The following is a 15810-nucleotide window of genomic DNA, read 5'->3' as shown; positions in this document are numbered from 1 at the left end:
ACGCGTGCCAGCGGAACCGCTGGTGCGGCTGCACTGGCATGCCTGGTGGGTGGGGCTCGGCGCGCTGATCATGCTGTGGACGCTGTGGATGGCGCTGACCCCGGATCCGGCGATCACGCTGGCGTTCCCCTATGGCGACAAGCTGCTGCACGCGACCACTTTCTGCTGCCTGATGGGTTGGTGGGGCAACGTCTACCGTGCGCGCCGCCCGCGCGTCTGGGCGGCGCTGGGTTGCCTGGCGTTCGGCGTCTTCATCGAATTCGCGCAGTGGCTGGATCCGCCGCGCGACGCCGATGCGCTGGACGTGCTGGCCGATGGCGTCGGCATCCTGGTCGCACTGCTCCTGCTGCGCACACCGCTCGCCAGCGTGCTGGCGAGCGTGGAAGCGCACTCAGTGCGCCGGCAGCGGGACTGAGCCAGCCGCGGCGGGCGCCGCCGCCGAGCTGGCCGGCGCCGGCACCGAACCGGCGGGTGCAGGCACCGAACCGGCCGGTGCGGGTGCAGTGGCGGCCTCCGCCGGCAACGGCGGCACCCGCGTCGAATCCTCCGGCCGGCGCACCAGCTGGCCGCGCCTAAACAGCTCGCTGGCAACCTGGTAGTAGGCCACCGCCTGGTCGATCTGTTCTTCGTCCTGCGGCACGATCGGGGTGGCGTCGCCGCTGGCGTAGTCCGGCTTCATCTGCTCCAGCTTGCGCTGCGGCTCCAGTACGGTGAGCACGTCGCGGTGCAGGTAGCCGAGCTTCTCGTAGGTGGCCGGAAATGCGCGTTCGCGCCCGGGCTCGAGCTGGAACAGGTCGTAGCCGAAGAAGCGCGAGCGGTAGCTGAAGTTGAGCAGGCCGAGCAGGGTCGGCGCGATGTCGACCTGGCCCATCAACCGCGCCACCCGCTGCGGCGGGACGTGCTTCGGCGCGTAGATCCACAGCGGCACGTGGTAGCGGTTCACCGGCACGCTGGTCTTGCCCGCGCTGGAGGCGCAGTGGTCGGCGGTGATCACGAACACGGTGTCGTCGAAATACGACTTTTCGCGCGCGCGCCGGATGAAGTCGCCGATCGCCCAGTCGGTATACGCCACCGCGCCCAGGCGGGTGCCGTTGGCCTGCTGCACGCGGCCGGCGGGGAAGGTGTATGGCCGGTGGTTGGAGGTGGTCATGATATGCAGGAAGAACGGCTTGCCTTCGGCATGGACCCGGTCCATCTGGCCCAGCGCCAGCGTGTACAGGTCCTCGTCGGCCACGCCCCACACGTTCTCGCTGTGGATCGCGGCGGTCTTCGGGATATCGCGCCGGTCCACCGCGCGATAGCCGTTGTGGCTGAAGAAATAGTTCATGTTGTCGAACTCGCCGTAGCCGCCGTAGACGAAGTCCGACTGGTAGCCGCGGTCGTTGAACACGGTGGCCAGCGAGAACAGGTTCTCGTTGCCCTGTTCCTTCAGCAGCGAATCGCCGGGCGTGGGCGGAACCGACAGCGACAGCGCCTCCAGCCCGCGCACGGTGCGCGTGCCGTTCGCGTAGAGGTTGTCGAAGAACAGGCTCTGGCCGACCAGTGCGTCGAGGTACGGCGTGATGTGGTCCCGGTTGCCGAACGTGCCCAGGTAGTCGCCGGACAGGCTCTCCACGCTGATCAGCACCACGTTGAGGTGCTTCTCCGGGCCGAGCCGGCGGATCGCGCGGGTGAGGTCACGCGGATCGTCGCTGACGTAGGTCGCCTCGGGCGTCTTCAGCATCTCGCGCACGCGGCGGAACGCCTCGTCGTCCGGCAGCGTGCGGTAGAACTTCGCGTAGTCGAGGTGGCTGCTGCGGAACGCATTGAAGAACTGGTAGATGCCGTTGCCGGCCAGCTCGTTGACGTAGTTGTTGCCGGTGCGGTCCTTCATGCTGCCGTTCACCGCGGCCGTCGAAACCGCCGTCAGCAGCAGCCACAGCAAGGCCACCTTGCCGCGCTGCCAGAAGCGGCTGCCGTCGTCGCGCACGCGCAGGGCGCGCCGGCCGACCGCGAACAGCACCAGCGTACCCACCGCCAGCAGCGCCAGCCAGCGCCCGATCGGGTAGGACTCGCGAATGTTGCCGATCACCTCGTTGGTGTAGACGAGATAGTCCACCGCGATGAAGTTGAAGCGCACGCTGAACTCGTTCCAGAACACCAGCTCGGACGCCGCCACGAACAGCAGCCCGTACAGCAGCAGCAGGGCCAGCCCGTACAGCACCCACTGGCCCGTGCGCGAGGCATAGGCGAAGCCCGGCAGCGGCAGCACCAGCAGGAACGGCAGCACCAGTGGCCAGGTCATGCCCAGGTGCGCGCGGTAATGCAGGTACAGCGCGCCCAGGCACAATGCGTAGACCAGCGCCAGCAGCAGCAGCCACGCCAGCCATCGAGCCAGCCCGGACACGGTGGCGTGCCGCGTCGGCACCAGCCACAGGAACAGCACCATCGGCCACGCCACATAGACGAAGGTGACCAGGTCGTAGCCCAGGCCCACGCCGAACGCGTACAGCAGGTTCAGCGGCGTATGCGGCACCTCGCTGCCGGACATCGCCAGCAGCACCACGCGGGTGGCCAGCGAGACGACCAGGAAAACGACGGCCAGCCACCACAACGGGCGGAAGCGCTGACGCAGGGGCGAGGTCGGGGTGAAGGCACGCGGCACAGGCAACTCCAGCTGAGAACATGAGGGTGATGCATGCCCGGCGGGCATGGATATCCGGCCTTTATACCGTGGATCAGCCTGGCGCAGGATTGGCCCGCAGCGCGGCGATCGCCTCGAGGCGAGCCCGCTCCATCGCCTGGCCGATCGCCGGGCCGGTCAGGCCTTGCCCGACGAAGCCGCCGGCGTCCACCGCCGCGGCCGCCGCACGCGCGGCGCGCAGGTACGCCGCCTGCGGGTAGTCGTCGTCGCCATGGCCGAGCCGGCCGCGCTTGTCGGCCGCGCAGGCGGCGAGGAAGGCTTCCAGCCGGGCCGGCCGGCGCAGCGCGTCCAGCACCAGCAGCAGCTTCAGCACCGTGGCCGGCTTCAGCTCGAACGCGCGGTGCGCGTTCAGATGCTCGCGACAGACCAGCTCGGCCAGCGCGGCATGCTCGTTCGGCACCTTCAGCCGCGCCGCCAGCGCGCGCAGCGGCGCCACCCCGCGATGCTCGTGGCCGATGTGGCGCGGCAACTCGCCGGCCGGCGTCAGGGCCTTGCCGAGGTCGTGGGTCAGGGCACAGAAGCCCACCACGTCGTCGCCCGGCGCCAGCCGTGCCGCGGCGTCCAGCACCATCTCCACATGCACGCCGGTGTCGATCTCCGGGTGGAACTCCGCGCGCTGCGGCACGCCGTACAGCGTGTCCACCTCGGGCAGCAGCACCGCCAGCGCACCGCACGCGCGCAGCACGCGCAGGAAGGCCGACGGCTGCGCCTCGCCCAGCGCCTTGCGCATCTCCGCCCACACGCGCTCCGGCACCAGGTGGTCGATCTCGCCGTCCGCCACCATCCGCCGCATCAGCGCCATCGTCTCGTCGGCCACGCTGAAACCCAGCGGCGCGAAGCGGGCGGCGAAGCGCGCCACCCGCAGCACCCGCACCGGATCCTCGACGAACGCGGGCGACACGTGGCGCAGCATGCGCGCCTCGATATCGCGCCGGCCGCCGAACGGATCGGTCAGCGCGCCGTGCTCGTCCTCGGCGATCGCGTTGATGGTGAGGTCGCGCCGGGCCAGGTCCTGTTCCAGCGTGATCGTCGGGTCGGCCTGGAACACGAAGCCGTGGTAGCCGCGCCCGCTCTTGCGCTCGGTGCGCGCCAGCGCGTATTCCTCGCCGGTTTCGGGGTGCAGGAACACCGGGAAGTCCTTGCCCACCGGGGTATAGCCCAGCGCCAGCAACTGCTCCGGCAACGCGCCGACCACCACATGGTCATGGTCGACCACGGGGCGGTTCAACAGCTTGTCGCGGACCGCGCCGCCGACCAGGTAGATATGCATGCGGGGATTCTGCCACGAGGCTGCGTCGCGCCCCAGATCCGGCGCTGTGCGATGCCGCGCGCCACAGGGCGAAGGCCGCCTAGCGCATCCCGGAATCGCAGACGATGGCCACGCGGGCGATCCGGTTCGCGCGGACCGTGGCCTCGACCGTTTCGCAGCGCGGCCACGCGGCGTGCCCGACATCGACCCGCACCTCGTACGTGCCCGCCGGCACGGCCACCATGAACTGCCCTTGCTCGTCGGTGGCCGCGTGGGCCACGACGCGGCCACCGGCGTTGCGCAGCTGCACCACTGCCCCTCGGTAGGGACTCGTGGCCGGCGCGCCGGCGCGCTGCGGCCCGGGCCCGGCGGGCGACAGCCGCACCGTCCCGCCCACTGCGGTGACCGCGCTCGCGCCCATGCAGGCCCATGCCAGCACGGCGATCGCACCGCTGCCCAGGACATACGCACGGATTCCATGCCACATGGGATCGACTCCGGCAGCTTCGGCTTCGAAACGCGCCACGGCAAAGGGAAGCGTCGGGAAAGACCGTGGTGGGCGGAAGCCTAACCATTTTCGAGGCCGCCGGCGGAGTCCGTGTTCCGGCCCGTGCGCCGCGTGGCTTTATGCCGCCTTCCCCCTCACGTAAGCTGGCGCCATGAAGTGAAAGGTGGCCACAGGGGGCTCCCGGGCATGGTGGATAAACAGGCTCATCCGCTGTTGCGGGATCGTGCCGCGGGCCTGTCGGCGGAACTGGTGCGGCAGCTCGACGAAGCGGTGGACGCGATCGACCGCCGGCAACCGGAGCAGGCCGAGGCGTTGCTGGCGGAGCTGCTCGGGCGGGAGCCGGCTTGTGCGGAGGCGCGGCGGCTGCTGGGCGTGGTGCAGCAGTTGCGAGGCGAGCATGTGCCGGCGGTGGCGAACCTGCGACAGGCGGTGGCGCAGAATCCCAACGACGCGCTGGCGCAGATGAACCTGGGCATTGCGTTGCAGTCGATGGGCGAGCCGGAAGCCGCGCTGGCCGCGCTGCGACGTGCCTGCGGGCTGGCGCCGGATTTCGCGCCCGGCTGGTTCAACTACGGCCAGATGCTGCTTGCGTTGGGCCGGCCGGCCGGCGCAATCACCGCGTTGCATCGGGTACTCGACCACGATCCGGATCACCCTGTCGCGCGTCTGGTGCTGGCCGAAGCGCAGGCCGGCGTCGGCGCAGCGGCGCAGGCGGCGGCGAATTACCGCGATGTGCTGCAACGCCGGCCGGCCAGCGCGGAGGCATGGACCGGCCTGTGCAACCTGGCGGGCGAGCGCTTTGGCGCGGACGATGTCGCCCGGCTGCGGCAGGTGCTGCAGACCGCATTGCCGATGCCCGCGGTGCGCACCGCGCTGGGCTTCGTGCTGTCACGGGCGCTGGAGGACCAGTGCGAATTCCACGAGGCGTTCCGCGTGCTGCGCAAGGCCAACGCGCAGGTGCGCCGGCAGCTGCAGTGGAACGCGGGCGTGGAGCACGCCCATATCGAGGCCGTGCTGGCGGCCTTCGCCAGGCCGCTGAACGGCGCGCGGGAGGCATTGCCGGAAGGGCAGGTGGTGTTCGTGGTGGGCCTGCCGTGTTCCGGCGCGGCGCTGGTGGCGCGTTCGCTTGCCGCGCATCCGCAGGCCGCCGGCGACGACCAACCCCATCTGCAGCGGGTGATCGAGGCCGAGTCGTTGCGCCGCGGTCCGGCGGGCGTACGGCGCGCGGGCACGCAGACGCCGGACGACTGGGCGCGGCTGGGCCGCGACTACCTGGCACGCAGCGCGTCCGGCCGCAGCGGCAAGCCGTGGCTGTTCGATGCCTGCCTGCCGAACTGGCGGATGCTCGGTGCGGCCATGACGATGCTGCCGCAGGCGCGCGTGGTGAACGTGCGGCGCGACGCGCTGGAGACCTGTTTCGACTGCTACAGCCAGCTGTTCGCCAGCGGCAACGAGTTCAGTTACGCGCTGGACGACCTCGCCGGCTACTGGCACGACTACGATCGCATGATGCGTCATTGGGAGAAGCTGTATCCCGGGCGCGTGCATGAATTGGCCAGCGAGTCGCTGCTGGCCGGGCCGGAGGAGCAGCTGCGCGGGGTGCTGGCGTTCTGCGGGCTGGACGACGATCCGGCCTGCGTGGCCAGCCTGCGGAGCGAGCGCGGCGTGCGTGCGGACGTGGCGCGCGGGGCTCTGTACGGCAACGAGCTGGACCACCTGCGGAAGTTGCTGGGCGGCGCCTGAGGTTCAGCGCCACCGCGCGCGCTGCGCGGCCAGCCGCTGTTGCCGCGGCGGCTCGTGGAGCAGCACCGGCAACCACGGCGTCAGCGCCTGCGGCAGGATGCCCAGCGCGGCGTAACCGTCCACCTTGCCGACCGAGTCGGTGCGCAGCGAGTGGAAGTTGTCCAGCGAAAAGGGCTTGCCGGGCAGCAGCTCGGCGAACCGCGCCTGCAGGCGTCCGAGGCTGTCGGGCAGGGCGATGATCGGCGTGCGCAGGCCGGCGGCGGCACGGATCGCACGCACGATCTCGCCCAGCGTGAGCACCTCGGGGCCGTACAGCTCGAAGCTGCGCCGCACGCCCAGCTTCTCGTGGCCGACGCAGCGGGCGATCGCCTCGGCCACGTCGCCCGCGTGGGTGGGCGCCATGCGCGCCTGCGCGCGCGCCAGCGGCAGTGCCGGCATGCGCCGCAGCAGGCCGGCGAAGCGACTGACCAGGCCGTCGCCGCGGCCGAAGATCACGCTGGGCTGGTAGATCGTCCACGCCAGTCCGGAGGACTTGACCAGCGCCTCGGCCTCGCCGCGGGTCTTCAGGTACTGCGACAGGCCTTGGCCGGCCTTCAGCGAGCTCATCTGGTGCAGCCGGCCCACGCCGCTGGCGTGGCAGGCGGCGATCAGCCGGCGGGCGAATTCCACGTGCGCGCGCTCGAAGCTGTGCCGGCCGCGCGGGTTGAGGATGCCGACTAGGTTGATCGCCGCGTCGGCGCCGGCGAGATGCCGGCGCAGCACGTCGTCGTCGTAGACGTCGGCGCTGCGCACGCTCACCCCGGGCAACACACCGAGCTCGCGATGCTGCTCGCGGTTGCGGCTGAGCAGCACGATGCGGTGGCCGTCGGCGGCCAGTCGCGGCACCAGGTAGCTGCCGACGAAACCGGTGCCGCCGAGGATGACGAGTTGCCGTGCGCTCATGCGAAGGCTCTCCTGCAGCACTCAGGGCTTGTGAAGAAAACCATTTCCTGTGGTTTTCTTCCGTCGCGAGTCCGGCACATGTATGCATGCCGTCCATAGCATGCACCCTGCTGGCCAGCCTGCGGCTGTTCAAATCCGCTCCAAGCGGATTTGTCCGGACTCGCTCACGCGAATCTGGCACTGGCGTGCCCGATCCGCGTCCGGCCATCGGGCAACCGCTCCTGCGTTGCCTCCACTCGGGCATCGGGCAACTGCTCCTGCGTTGCCTCCACTCGGGCATCCATGCCCTCGCCATGCCCTCGCCATGGCCGGGCTTCGAGGTTGAAAAACTCACAACCTCTCAGGGCGTGGCGGCTGCCGCACTTGCCGCCGTCGCTGGCGCGGCAACCGGCGGGCAGTCGACCGGGCGGCGCGCCGTCGCGGCGGTCGGAAGGGCGTACGGCTGGCCGATCGCGCCCATGCGCTCGGCCAGCGCTACCACCGGGCCGCCGTTCAGGCGCCAATCGTAGATCACGCTGAACGCCATCACCCGTGCCACGTACTCGCGCGTTTCCTTGTACGGAATGGTGGCGACGAACAGGTCCGGCGCCAGCGTGCCGCGCGCGGCCAGCCACTGATCGACCTTGTTCGGCCCGGCGTTGTAGGCGGCGCTGGCCAGCCAAGGCGAGCCGTTGAAGCGCGCGGCCATCTGCGCCAGGTAGCGCGTGCCCAGCGCGATGTTGGTGGCCGGGTCGTACAGCGTGTCGCCGCCGCCCCAGTCGAGGCCGTTGCGCTTGGCCACCAGCGCGGCGGTGGCCGGCACCAGCTGCATCAGGCCGCGCGCGTCGGCGCCCGATTGCGCATCGCTCGCCCAGGCGCTTTCCGCGCGCAGGATGCCGTAGGCCCAGGCCGGCTCGACACCGGCATGTTCGGCCTGCGGCACCAGGCCGTCCTGGCTGGCCAGGGGGAAGCGCAGGTCGTACAGCCGCAACGCCTCGCCGCTGTTCAGGACGAACACCGCGCGGTCGTACCAGCCTCGGCGGTTGGCCAGCACCGCGGCGACGCGCTGGGTGGCCGGGTCGGCGTCCTGCAGCGCGCGCGCCCATTCGCGCCGGGCCAGCTTCGGCAGGCCCACCGCGTACAGCTCGAACGCGCGCAGCACGCCGGGGTTGGCCAGCAGTGCCTGTTCGCGCTGGGGGCTGTCGGCGAGGGTCAGCGGGCAGATCGCGTACGGCTGGTCGAGCCGGTCGGCGGAGAGGAAGCCGAAGAAGGTGGCCTGCCCGGCCTGGGCCTCGAACAGCCGGCGTGCCTCGTCGTCATGGCCCAGCGCGGCCAGCGCGCGCGCGCGGAAGTAGCGCCACTCGCCGTCCTGCTGCTGCTCGGCGGGCATCGCGTCGATGGCGGCCAGCACGGCGCTCCAGTTCTGCCGGGCCAGCGCCACCCGCACCCGCCATTCGCGGGTGCCTTCGGACTGCGCGGCAGCGGGCAGCGCGATCAGCCGTTCCAGCGCGCCGTCGTCGAAATCGGTGGCATGGAACAGCGCCAGCGTGCGCAGGATCCGGTTGCGCTGTGTCTCGTTGAAGGTGAAGTGTGAGCGCAACTGCTGCCACGCGGTATCGGCGCCGTCGACCTGGCGCCGGGCCAGCCGTGCCAGGGCCAGCGCGGCAGCCTCGCGCTGGCGTGGCTGGTCGGGCCAGCCGGCAGCGGCGGCCAGCGCGGCGGCCGGATCGCGCAGCGCCAGCGCCAGTTGTTGCGCGCTGCGCCGGCCGGGTTCGTCCAGCCAGTCGGCCAGACCGGCAATGGTGCCGGCCTGGCCGGCGTCGACGGCACGATCGATCCGCGTCCACACCCGCGCGTCGGTGAGCAGGCCCTGGTCGTGCGCGGCGCGAAGCACCGGGTCGCAGGCGCTAGGCAGGCCCGGCCGGGTCCAGAGCTCGGCCAGGTCGCGCTCGAAATCCAGCCTGGCGCCACCGGCCAACCGCGCCTGCAGCGCGTCGCAGCCCAGCGTGTCGCCGAGGCCGGGCTGGTACAGCGCGAGGAAGTTGCTCCAGTCCTGCCGGCGCGCTAGTTCCAGCAGGAACGCGCGGCGCAGGTCGGCGGCGGGAATCCAGTCGGGATATTGCCGCAGATACGCCTCCACGCTGGCGCGATCGGCCTGCTGGATGTCGTGCTGCAAGGCCGCGGCCTGCAGGTACGGATACAGCGGATAGTCGCGCAGGCCGGCGGCCAGGCTGCGCCAACCGTCACCTCCCTGCTGCGCGGTGGCATAGGCCCGCTTGAAGGCGGCGCGCTGGGCGTCGGTGGGCTCGGCGGCTTGCGCCAGTGCGCTCGTCAGCAGCCAGCCGGCGACCAGCAGCCAGGCGAGCAGGAGGCGCCGCGGCGGAAGGGAAACGGACATGGGGGCTCCTGCGGTGGATCGCAGGCAGTGTAGTCGATGCGCCTGAACCGCTCGTCGCAATGTGCCGAGAGTCTTTTAAAAACAGGCTCTCGGCCGGCCCTGCCTCGTCCCTGAAAAATCCACGGGACGTGGATCCTTCCCGGGGACCCCGGCACGCGTGCCAGTGACTGGCGCTGGTAAGCTGCGGCGTTTGGCTTCCAGCATCCACGGAATCGGCATGTCACCAGCAGCTCCGCCTGTCTTTCGTCGCGTCTGGCCGGCGTGGCTGGCGCTGCTGCTGGCGACCTTGGCCGGGGCGAGCTGGTGGTGGGCGATCGGCCGCCCGGTGCCGCTGCCGGATGCGCCGTCGGCGCGGATCGCCTGCGTCTCGTACGCGCCGTTCCGCCAGGCTGGCGAGACGCCGCTGGATGCGCGCGCCTACATCAGTCCCGAACGCATCGATGCGGACCTGCGCGCGCTGTCGCAGCGCTTCGACTGCGTGCGCACGTACTCGCAGGGGCAGGGCCTCAGCGCGGTGCCCGAGATCGCGGGGCGCTATGGCATGCAGGTACTGCTGGGGATCTGGCTGGGCGGCGATGCGAAGTCGAACGAGCAGCAGGTCGCGCTGGGCGTCGCCACCGCCAACCGCTACCCGCAGGTGGTGCGCGGGCTGATCGTGGGCAACGAGGTGCTGCTGCGCGGCGATCTGCCGCCGCAGGCGCTGATCGGCTACCTGCGCCGGGTGCGCGCGGCGGTCAGCGTGCCGGTGACCTATGCCGACGTGTGGGAGTTCTGGCTGCGCCATCCCGAGCTGGCCGGCTCGGTCGACTACCTCACCATCCATATCCTGCCGTATTGGGAAGACCAGCCGGTGCCACCCGAAGGCGCGGTGCAGCATGTAGCGGCGGTGTACGCGAAGGTGCAGCAGGCGTTTCCCGACCGCCGCGTGATGATCGGCGAGACCGGCTGGCCCAGCGCGGGGCGGCCGCGCCAGGCCGCCAGCGCCAGCGTGGTCAACGAGGCGCGCTACCTGCGCGAGTTCCTGCGCTACGCGGCCACCGTGCACATGCCGTACAACGTGATCGAGGCGTTCGACCAGCCGTGGAAACGTGCGCAGGAAGGCACCGCCGGCGGTTACTGGGGCATCTTCGACGCGCAGGCCCGGCCGAAGTTCGCGATGCAGGGGCCGGTGACCGAGGAGCCGCGCTGGTGGCTCGGCTGGCTCGCCGGCGCGGCCGGTGGTGTGCTGTTCGCGCTGGCCGGCGGCCGGCGCCGCCGGATCGCGTCGACGCTGGCCGGCATGGCCAGCGGTTGCGCGCTGGCATGGCAAGGCCGGCAGATGCTGTACGCCTGCCGCGACGGCTGGGAGTGGGCGCTGTCGCTGGCGGCTTGCGCGCTGGCCCTGCTCACCGCACTGCGGCTGGCGCGCTGGATTGCCGCACGGCTGCACGGCGATCCGGCACCCGCCGCGCCGCCGCGCTGGCTACGGGCGGGCTGGCTGTTCGCGCTGGCGTATTACGGCTTGCTGCTGGCGGTCGACGGACGCTACCGGGATTTCCCGCTGGGCCTGTTCTGGCTGCCCTGCGCCGGCTACGCGCTGCTCGGCTGGCTGGGCGACCGGCGCACGACGAGGATGCCATGGCTGGAAGAACGCTTCCTCGCCGTGTGGCTGGCGCCGCTGGCGCTGGTCGTGTTGTGGCAGGAGGCCGGCCTCACGCCGGCGGCCTGGCTATGGCTGGGCCTGAACCTGCTGCTGGCCCTGCCGGTGCTGCTCGAATGGCGCCGCGCGCGTGGCCTGTCGGCGCAGCAGGCACAGGCAGCCGGCCAGTAGCGCCAGCGCGCCGCTCTCGACGCAGTACAGCTGCAGCGCGAACACGCCCAGCGCGGCGGCCAGCCACGCAGGCCAGGCGCGACGGTGCAGCAGCGCCAGCGCCGTCGCGGCAAGCGCCGCGATGCCGTAGGCGTCGTTGAGGAAGCCCAGCACCAGCCACTGTCGCCAGCGGCACCACCACGGGCCGCCGCCGCTGCACAGTTGCCCCGTCGCGCTGGATTCGACCACGCCGTAGCGCAGCCAGGTGGCCAGCAGCGCCACCGCCAGCAGTGCCAGCCACGGCAGCGCCTTCTGCCATCCTCGCGCACTCATTGGCGCCGGCCCGGCACGGGGTTGCCGCCGACGTGGGCCGGCAGGCGGATCTCCGCCGCCAGCGGCAGGTGGTCGGAAAACGCCTGCGGCAGCGCCCAGGTCTTTTCCAGGTGGACCGCCGGCGAGGTGAGGATGTGATCCAGCGCGCGCCGCGGCTTCCAACTGGGGAAGGTCGGCGTGGCCTGTGCCGGCGGCTGCAAGGTGGACTTGGCGAACAGCTGGCGCATCTCCGCGCTGTCCGGCTCGGTGTTGAGGTCGCCCATCAGCACGGCGTGGGGGAAGTCCTGCAGCAGTTCGGCGATGAAGCCGAGCTGGCGCGCGCGCGCCGGCGCGCTCAGCGACAGGTGCGCGATCATCACCGCCAGCGCGTGTTCGCCCTGGCCGAACTGGGCCAGCAACGCGCCGCGGCCGGGGATGCGGCTGGGCAGCGGGTAGTCCAGCACCGCGTGCGGCTCCAGCCGGCTGATCAGGCCGTTCGCCGAGTGCGCCAGCCTGGCCATCGCGCGGTTCGGCTGGTGGCTCCAGAACGGCAGGCCGGCGGTCTCGGCGAGGTAGCGGGTCTGGTTGAGGAAGCCCGAGCGCAGGCTGCCGGCGTCGGCCTCCTGCAGGCCGATCACGTCGAACTGCGCCAGCACCTCGGCCAGCCGGTCGAGGTTGTCCATCTTGCTGCGGCCGGGCAATACCGCGCTGATGCTGCGGGTGACGTACTGGCGGTAACGCTGCACGCTGGCGCCGGCCAGGATGTTGCAGCTCAGCAGGCGCAGGCGGCGCTCGGCAGGCACGGCGGGGGAAGTGGCGGCACGGGTCATCGCAACATACTGCACGGGGAGGGGGCGCTCGCGGACTCGGGCCGGACGCGGCGGCCAGCATGCTCCGGCGGACGTGAACGGCACGCCAGCCGCCGCGCAACCGGCGCTTATTTGTGCGCGAGCTCGCGCTGGACCAGCCACTGCGTCACCGCGATCATCTCGTCGAACGAATGCACCGTGGCCACGCGGTACTTGCCGTTGACCACGATGGTCGGGGTGCCGTCGACCTGCCAGTGCTGGATCAGCGCCAGGTCGTCCTTCAGCTTCGCGGTGACCTCGGGCGAGGTGGCGATGCGCATGAACTCGGCGCGGTTGACCCCTTCGCGGGCATAGAAGTCGGCCAGTTCGTCCAGCGAGTTGATGGGATAGTGCTCGGCGAACTTGGCATTGAACAGCGCCAGGTGGGTACGTTCGACCGCGCCGAGTTGCCTGGCCGCGTAGTAGGCGCGTGCATACGGCGTCCACTCGGCGTTGAACGGCGCCGGCAGCAGCTTGAATACCGCGCCCGCCGGCAGCTGCTTGCGCAGCTTCTCGGCGGCCGGCGCGAACTGCGCGCAGTGGATGCAGCCGTAGGAAAACACCTCGACCACTTCCACCTTGCCCTCGGCGCTGTAGCGCTGCGGCGTGGGCAGGGTGACGTATTCATTGCCTTCGGTGTACGGCGCCGGCGTGCCGGATTGCGCGGTGCAGGCGCTGGCCAGCAGCAGGCCGCCAAGCAAGGTGAGTACGCGCAGGCGGGCGAATCGTTTGGACATGGAGCTTCTCTTCGGGGGAGGACGGCCCAGCCTACTTGCCGGCCGCTTCCTTCGCCACCAGCCACTGGGTCAGTTCGATTGCCTGCGGGTAGCCGCCGGCGGAGCTGGCGGTGAAGCGGTACTTGCCGTTGACGATCATGGTCGGCGTGCTGTCCACGCCATAGGCCTTCATCAGATCATCGGCGCGCTTCATCTGGGTGTTGACGGTGAACGAGTTGGCGACGGCGACGAACTCCTTCGGGTCGACGCCGTACTTGGCGTAGAACTTGGCGACGTCCTCGATCGTGGGCCACGCCGCATGCGGCTTCAGTCCGCTGGACTTGAGGTTGTAGGTGGACAGCTCGCCGCTCTTCCACACCGCGTCGTACATCGCGTCGTGGGTCTTGTCGACGACGCCCAGCGCCTGCGCCGCGTAGAACGCACGCTGGTACAGCGGCCAGTTCTCATCCGGCCGGAACGAGGCGGCCAGGTAGTTCATCACCGCGCCCGACGGCAAGCCCTTGGCGATCCGGTCGACGGTGGAGTGGAAGCTGTTGCAGGCGGGGCAGCCATAGGAGAACACCTCGGTCACCTCGATCTTGCCCGGGTGGCTGGTCGGCTGTGCCGGATCGATCCGGAAGTAGTGCTTGCCCTCGACCCAGGTGCCGTTGTCGACGAACGGTGTTGCGGCCGGAGCTGGTGCGGCGGCCGCCGTGGTGGCCGGCGCCGCCGCTGCCGTGCCGGCGGTCGCCGGAGCGGCGCTGCCGGACGCGGCTGGCGCGCTTGCGGGCGTGGTGGTGCTCGTGCCGGCGGCAGGCGTGGTTGCGCTGCTGCCGGTGGCCGCCGCAGCGGTGGCCTGCGGCGCGCCGCCGGAGTTGCTGTCATGGCTGCAGGCGGCGAGCGCGAGCAGGGCGGCACACAGGAACGGCAGGCGCTTCAGCATGGCAAACCTCGTACGGTGGTGCATGAGACGGCAGCGCCGACACGAGGGTCGGCGCTGGGTCGGTCAGGGCGTGGCGGCCGGCTGGGTTCCGGCGCTGTGCAGGCCTTCGACGTAGCTGGCCAGGGCGGCGATGTCGTCGGTGGTCAGCTGCTTGGCGATCGCCGGCATGATCTGCGCGCGGGCGTCGTCGCCCCAGCTGGTGCCGTCGTGCCAGGCCTTCAGCGTGGCCTGGATGTACTGCGCGTGCTGGCTGGCCAGATGCGGATAGGCGGCGCCCGGGTTGCCGCTGCCGTCGATGCTGTGGCAGGCCATGCAGGCGGGGATGCCGCGCGTGGCGTCGCCCTGGCGAAACAAGGTCTGGCCGCGCTCGACCAGCGCCTGGTCGGCCACGCCGGGCAGCGGGGTCTTGCTGGCGAAATAGGCGCCGACGTCGTGCATGTCCTGCTCGGACAGCGGCGCGGCCATGCCCATCATGATCGGGTTCTGCCGCTTGCCGGCCTTGAAGCTGGTCAGCTGGTGCACGATGTACTGCTCGCTCTGGCCGGCCAGCTTCGGGTATTGCGCGTCACTGGAGTTGCCGTCCATGCCGTGGCAGGCGCCGCAGACGGCGGCCTTGGCCTGCCCGGCGGTGGCGTCGCCCGGCTTGACCGGGGCGCTGGCCGGGGCTGCGGTCGCCGAGGCGGCCGGGGCCGCCGCCGCGGTGCTGGCGGCAGCCGGCGCGGCGGTGTTCGGCTGGCTTTCTTGGGCCATCAGCGCGGCGCTGGACAGCGCGAACGCGAGGGCGATGGCGGACCCGAGAACGGCGGGCCGAAAACCAGCAGACCGAAAACTCATACACTTGACTCCCGAGAGACTTGCAGACACTGCCGGCGTTTGCGGCCGCGAGGCCCGCAGCAGGCAGAAACCGCAGAATTATCCCTGCGCCACCATCGCTTGGTCAAACCATCCCCATGCCGAATCCCCTTCAAGGCGCGCAATTCGTGCTCGCCGCGCACCGCATCAGCCAGCTTCCCGCCGACCAGGGCGCCGAAGTGGCGTTTGCGGGCCGCTCCAACGCCGGCAAGTCCAGCGCGCTGAACGCGCTGACCGGGCACAAGGGGCTGGCGCGCACCTCCAAGACGCCGGGCCGTACCCAGCAGATGGTCGTGTTCCGCCTGCCGCCGTACAAGGATGTACCAGTGTCGCGGGCGCAGGATGCGCAGGAGCGACCGCCGTACAAGGATGTACCAGTGTCGCGGGCGCAGGATGCGCAGGAGCGACCGCCGGTGGCGGTCGACGGCCAGCCCGCGGCGGTCCCGCGCCTGGTCGACCTGCCCGGCTACGGTTACGCCAAGGTGCCGCAGGAGATGCGCGAGCACTGGAAACAGGAGATCGACGCCTACCTGCACCAGCGGCGCAGCCTGCGCGGGCTGGTGCTGATCGTGGACATCCGCCATCCGCTGAAGGAGTTCGACCGGATGATGCTGGAGTTCTGCTTCGCCACCCACTTGCCCTGCCACCTGCTGCTGACCAAGGCCGACAAGCTTTCCCGCGGCCAGGCCGCCCAGGCGCTGGCCGCCTTGCGCAAGCAGTTCGCCGCCGACGGCCTGCACGCCACGGCCCAGGTTTTTTCCTCGTCCGCCGGCACCGGCGTGGAGGAGGCGCGGCAGGCGGTGATGGCGCTGCTGCAGCAGCCGCGCGAGCGCTGAAGCGCTGCGCCG

14 protein-coding genes are annotated in these 15810 nt (G+C 71.0%); 4 read left to right on the top strand and 10 right to left on the bottom strand.

The window, feature by feature from the left end:
• Positions 1 to 4 precede the first annotated feature (4 nt).
• Positions 5 to 415 carry a VanZ family protein gene (locus DEO45_RS12535; RefSeq protein WP_114344179.1) on the top strand — a complete coding sequence of 137 codons (411 nt, stop codon included), beginning with the start codon at positions 5 to 7 and terminating at the stop codon, positions 413 to 415.
• Here DEO45_RS12535 and DEO45_RS12530 read toward each other — a convergent pair.
• The 3 genes from DEO45_RS12530 to DEO45_RS12520 all read right to left on the bottom strand — a co-directional run bounded on the left by DEO45_RS12530 (position 392) and on the right by DEO45_RS12520 (position 4419).
• Positions 392 to 2644, bottom strand: a complete 2253-nt coding sequence (locus DEO45_RS12530) for an LTA synthase family protein (RefSeq protein ID WP_223250864.1) — start codon at positions 2642 to 2644, stop codon at positions 392 to 394. The genes DEO45_RS12535 and DEO45_RS12530 overlap by 24 nt on opposite strands.
• Before the next feature lie 73 nt (positions 2645 to 2717).
• The gene (locus tag DEO45_RS12525; RefSeq protein WP_114344175.1) at positions 2718 to 3953 is read right to left on the bottom strand and encodes a multifunctional CCA addition/repair protein; all 1236 of its coding nucleotides are present in this window, start codon (positions 3951 to 3953) and stop codon (positions 2718 to 2720) included.
• 79 nt (positions 3954 to 4032) lie between these two features.
• Positions 4033 to 4419 (bottom strand): carboxypeptidase-like regulatory domain-containing protein, encoded by a 387-nt coding sequence (locus tag DEO45_RS12520; protein ID WP_114344173.1) that lies wholly within the window; start codon positions 4417 to 4419, stop codon positions 4033 to 4035.
• Positions 4420 to 4626: 207 nt separating this feature from the next.
• Here DEO45_RS12520 and DEO45_RS12515 point away from each other — a divergent pair, with 207 nt between their 5' ends.
• Positions 4627 to 6183, top strand: a complete 1557-nt coding sequence (locus DEO45_RS12515; RefSeq protein ID WP_114344171.1) for a tetratricopeptide repeat-containing sulfotransferase family protein — start codon at positions 4627 to 4629, stop codon at positions 6181 to 6183.
• 3 nt (positions 6184 to 6186) lie between these two features.
• On the opposite strand, the gene DEO45_RS12510 is transcribed toward DEO45_RS12515, so the two are convergent.
• Positions 6187 to 7125 (bottom strand): complex I NDUFA9 subunit family protein, encoded by a 939-nt coding sequence (locus tag DEO45_RS12510; protein ID WP_114344169.1) that lies wholly within the window; start codon positions 7123 to 7125, stop codon positions 6187 to 6189.
• 340 nt (positions 7126 to 7465) lie between these two features.
• The gene (locus DEO45_RS12505; protein ID WP_114344166.1) at positions 7466 to 9502 is read right to left on the bottom strand and encodes a transglycosylase SLT domain-containing protein; all 2037 of its coding nucleotides are present in this window, start codon (positions 9500 to 9502) and stop codon (positions 7466 to 7468) included.
• A 217-nt stretch (positions 9503 to 9719) separates the two neighbouring features.
• Between DEO45_RS12505 and DEO45_RS12500 the strand changes: the two genes are divergently transcribed.
• Positions 9720 to 11312, top strand: a complete 1593-nt coding sequence (locus tag DEO45_RS12500; RefSeq protein ID WP_114344164.1) for a glycoside hydrolase family 17 — start codon at positions 9720 to 9722, stop codon at positions 11310 to 11312.
• Here DEO45_RS12500 and DEO45_RS12495 read toward each other — a convergent pair.
• The 5 genes from DEO45_RS12495 to DEO45_RS12475 all read right to left on the bottom strand — a co-directional run bounded on the left by DEO45_RS12495 (position 11211) and on the right by DEO45_RS12475 (position 14944).
• Entirely contained in the window at positions 11211 to 11624 is a 414-nt protein-coding gene (locus DEO45_RS12495) for a hypothetical protein (RefSeq protein ID WP_114344162.1), read from the bottom strand. The two genes, DEO45_RS12500 and DEO45_RS12495, sit on opposite strands and share 102 nt — an antisense overlap.
• Positions 11621 to 12433, bottom strand: a complete 813-nt coding sequence (locus tag DEO45_RS12490) for an endonuclease/exonuclease/phosphatase family protein (RefSeq protein ID WP_114344160.1) — start codon at positions 12431 to 12433, stop codon at positions 11621 to 11623. The genes DEO45_RS12495 and DEO45_RS12490 overlap by 4 nt, the downstream gene beginning before the upstream one ends.
• A 107-nt stretch (positions 12434 to 12540) precedes the next feature.
• Positions 12541 to 13188 carry a thiol:disulfide interchange protein DsbA/DsbL gene (locus tag DEO45_RS12485; RefSeq protein WP_114344158.1) on the bottom strand — a complete coding sequence of 216 codons (648 nt, stop codon included), beginning with the start codon at positions 13186 to 13188 and terminating at the stop codon, positions 12541 to 12543.
• Positions 13189 to 13219: 31 nt separating this feature from the next.
• On the bottom strand, positions 13220 to 14110 hold the full coding sequence (locus tag DEO45_RS12480) for a thiol:disulfide interchange protein DsbA/DsbL (protein WP_114344156.1): 891 nt from the start codon (positions 14108 to 14110) through the stop codon (positions 13220 to 13222).
• Between the two features lie 63 nt (positions 14111 to 14173).
• The gene (locus DEO45_RS12475; protein ID WP_114344154.1) at positions 14174 to 14944 is read right to left on the bottom strand and encodes a c-type cytochrome; all 771 of its coding nucleotides are present in this window, start codon (positions 14942 to 14944) and stop codon (positions 14174 to 14176) included.
• A gap of 116 nt (positions 14945 to 15060) precedes the next feature.
• Here DEO45_RS12475 and yihA point away from each other — a divergent pair, with 116 nt between their 5' ends.
• Entirely contained in the window at positions 15061 to 15798 is a 738-nt protein-coding gene (gene yihA, locus DEO45_RS12470; protein ID WP_114344152.1) for a ribosome biogenesis GTP-binding protein YihA/YsxC, read from the top strand.
• Positions 15799 to 15810: the final 12 nt, after the last annotated feature.

The sequence above is a fragment of the Rhodanobacter denitrificans genome (genome assembly GCF_003335105.1).
In the GTDB taxonomy this organism is placed as follows: domain Bacteria; phylum Pseudomonadota; class Gammaproteobacteria; order Xanthomonadales; family Rhodanobacteraceae; genus Rhodanobacter; species Rhodanobacter denitrificans_A.
The sequence above is the reverse complement of the archived record's forward strand: the minus strand, read 5'-3'. Positions and strand labels throughout refer to the sequence as shown.